Source organism: Streptomyces phytophilus (assembly GCF_013870535.1).
Lineage (GTDB): Bacteria > Actinomycetota > Actinomycetes > Streptomycetales > Streptomycetaceae > Streptomyces > Streptomyces phytophilus.
This window is the reverse complement of record NZ_JACBXC010000853.1, coordinates 1-2,681: the sequence shown is the minus strand read 5'-3', so window position 1 is coordinate 2,681 and position 2,681 is coordinate 1. Positions and strand designations below refer to the sequence as shown.

Below are 2,681 nucleotides of genomic sequence, written 5' to 3'. Positions count from 1 at the left end.
GGCCGGGTGCGGGACAATGGGAAGTGCCAGGTCGGGGTTGTGACCCTGCGTGGCAGGTGGTGCCGCGCACGTATCCGCAACCGCCCGGCCGGTCCCTCGCGCATCAGCAGGAGTCGAGAGGCGAGAGGAAGGCGGTCGTCATGGCCAAGATCACTCAACGTATCGCCGACCTGTTCCGGGTCAAGGCGAACAAGGCCCTCGACCGGGCCGAGGACCCCCGCGAAGTGCTGGACTACTCCTACGAGCAGCAGTTGGAGATGCTGCAGAAGGTGCGCCGCGGGCTGGCCGACGTCGCCACCAGCCGCAAGCGCGTCGGGCTCCAGGCGGACCAGTTGCGGCAGTCCGCGGACAAGCTGGGCGACCAGGCGCAGCAGGCGCTCGCGGTCGGCCGGGAGGATCTGGCGCGCGAGGCGCTCACCCGCCGGACGGCCGCGGGCGCGCAGATCGGCGACCTGGAGGAGCAGCAGACGTCGTTGCGGGCGGAGGAGGAGAAGCTGACCGCGGCGGCGGAGGGCCTCCAGCAGCGGGTGGACTCGTTCCGTACCCGCAAGGAGACGATCAAGGCCGCCTACACGTCCGCCGAGGCCCAGACCCGGGTCACCGAGGCCGTGAGCGGCATCGGCGACGAGCTGGGCGATGTCGGCTACGCCGTCCAGCGTGCCCAGGACAAGACCGAGCAGATGCAGGCGCGCGCCGGTGCGCTGGACGAGCTGATCGCGTCGGGGGCGCTGGAGGACGCCACGCAGCCGGCGGGCCAGGACGACATCCACGCCGAGCTGGAGCGCGTGAGTGCGGACCAGGACGTGGAGATCGAGCTGGCCCGGATGAAGGCCCAGCTGCCCGCCGGGTCCGCCCCGGAGGGGGCGGAGGAGTCCGGGGAGCCCGGGGAGCCCGGTGCCCGAAAGGGCGGCTCGGGAGAGGAGGACTGATGCGCAGCCGCTTCGAGCCCGACCGGCAGCTGACCATGCGCATGGTGGTCACGATGTTCCTGCTCGGGCTGGTGTACGTGGTCTTCGTCGGCGCGCTGATCGTGCTGCTCAAGTCCGTGGTCCTGGTGGTCGTGATCGCCGCCGGGCTGCTGATCGCGCAGTACTGGTTCTCGGACCGGATCGCCCTGTACGCGATGCGCGGCAGATTCGTCACCGCCGAGGAGGAGCCCCAGCTGCACGGCATCATCGACCGGCTGTGCGCCACCGCGGACATGCCCAAACCCCGCGTGGCGGTCTCCGAGATGGACCTGCCGAACGCGTTCGCCACCGGCCGCAACGCCGACCACGCCGTCGTCTGCGTCACCACGGGACTCCAGCGCCGCCTGACGACCGAGGAGCTGGAAGGCGTCCTCGCCCACGAGCTGTCCCATGTGGCGCACCGCGACGTGGCGGTGATCACCATCGCCTCGTTCCTGGGTGTGATCGCGGGACTCGTCGTCCGCTTCGCCTTCTACTCCCAGCTGTTCGGGGGCCGCGGCCGCGACCAGAACACCGTCGTCGTCCTCGCCGCCGTCATGGCCGTCTCCGCGCTCGTCTACGCGATCAGCTTCCTGCTCATCCGCGCGCTCTCCCGCTACCGCGAACTGGCCGCCGACCGCGCCGGAGCCATGCTGACCGCCAAGCCCGCCGCGCTGGCCTCGGCTCTCACCAAGGTCAGCGGGGACATCGCCCGTATCCCCACGCAGGATCTGCGCACCTCCCAGGCGTTCAACGCCTTCTTCTTCACCCCCGCCCTCGGCCCCGGGACCGTGGTCGCCAACCTGTTCTCCACCCACCCCAGCCTGGAGCGCCGCCTGGAGGCCCTCGCGGAGATCTCCGCCGAGCTGGGCGAACCGGGCGGCGGGACGCCGTGAGAAGGAGCTGATGCCCCGTGGGCTTCCTGGATTCCCTGTTCGGCCGGTCGAAGCCGGTCAAGCCCGACCTGGACCAGCTCTTCGGGCTCCCCTCCGCGGCGATCACGCTCCAGGCGGCCGTCGGCTTCACCCCGACCGGCGCGGGCTCGGTGTGCTTCGCCTCCATCGAGGGCGGGGCCTTCGCCGAGGTGCAGCAGGAGGTACGGGCCCTGCTGGACGCGGACTCCGAACGGGCGGGCGTACCGGTGGAGGCCAGCCGCGACGACTACGGGTACTCGTGGCTGCTCTCCCGCCGCGACCCCGGCGACCTGCCCGCGCTCGTGGGCGACCTGCACGCGGTGAACTCGGCGCTGCAGGACAGCGGCTTCGGGCCGCAGCTCCTCTGCTCCCTGGTCTCCTTCCACGACGCCGCGTCGCGGCCCCTGGCGCTGGTCTACCTCTACAAGCGCGGCACCTTCTACCCCTTCGCCCCGCAGCCCGGCCAGAAGCGCGACAACCCGCTGGAACTCCAGGTCAAGGCGGTGGTCGACGACGACCTGCGGGTCGAGCAGGACCTGACCCGCTGGTTCCCGCTGTGGGGCGCCCCCGGGCTGTGAGGGGCCGGGGTGCCGCGGCGCTCAGCCGGCCGTGATCATTTCCTGGAGCACCTCCGCCGGCGGGGTGGGGTGGAGGTCGAAGGTCTCCTCGATGGCGGAGGAGTCCAGGACGAACGGCCGCTGGAACTGGTACTGCATCTCCGGCAACTCCCGTACCGCGGGGGAGAACAGCCCGCCGGCCCGGAGCACCCAGCCCGGCATGGCCCGCAGCCGGGGCTCGCGCACCTCCGCCTGCCGGGCCA

General features: G+C 71.7%; 3 protein-coding genes and 1 pseudogene. 3 read left to right on the top strand and 1 reads right to left on the bottom strand.

The genetic code is table 11. From position 1 onward, the window contains the following. The first annotated feature begins 140 nt into the window (after nucleotides 1-140). The 3 genes from H5J30_RS26225 to pspAB are packed head-to-tail and all read left to right on the top strand — an operon-like array spanning nucleotide 141 to nucleotide 2,439. Entirely contained in the window at nucleotides 141-929 is a 789-nt protein-coding gene (locus tag H5J30_RS26225; RefSeq protein WP_181789811.1) for a PspA/IM30 family protein, read from the top strand. Beyond that, on the top strand, nucleotides 929-1,843 hold the full coding sequence (gene htpX, locus H5J30_RS26220; RefSeq protein WP_181789810.1) for a zinc metalloprotease HtpX: 915 nt from the start codon (nucleotides 929-931) through the stop codon (nucleotides 1,841-1,843). Before H5J30_RS26225 ends, htpX begins: the two co-directional genes overlap by 1 nt. Before the next feature lie 17 nt (nucleotides 1,844-1,860). Then, nucleotides 1,861-2,439: a PspA-associated protein PspAB gene (pspAB, locus tag H5J30_RS26215; RefSeq protein WP_181789809.1), complete on the top strand. Its 579-nt coding sequence runs from the start codon at nucleotides 1,861-1,863 to the stop codon at nucleotides 2,437-2,439. 21 nt (nucleotides 2,440-2,460) lie between these two features. Here the strand turns inward: pspAB and H5J30_RS26210 are convergent. Continuing rightward, a pseudogene (locus H5J30_RS26210) lies at nucleotides 2,461-2,681 on the bottom strand (NAD-dependent epimerase); the annotation flags it as partial.

Excerpts from the sequence above, each read along its gene's own strand:
- htpX (WP_181789810.1), top strand. The coding sequence starts at position 929 with ATGCGCAGCCGCTTCGAGCCCGACCGGCAGCTGACCATGCGCATGGTG.
- H5J30_RS26225 (WP_181789811.1), top strand. The coding sequence starts at position 141 with ATGGCCAAGATCACTCAACGTATCGCCGACCTGTTCCGGGTCAAGGCG.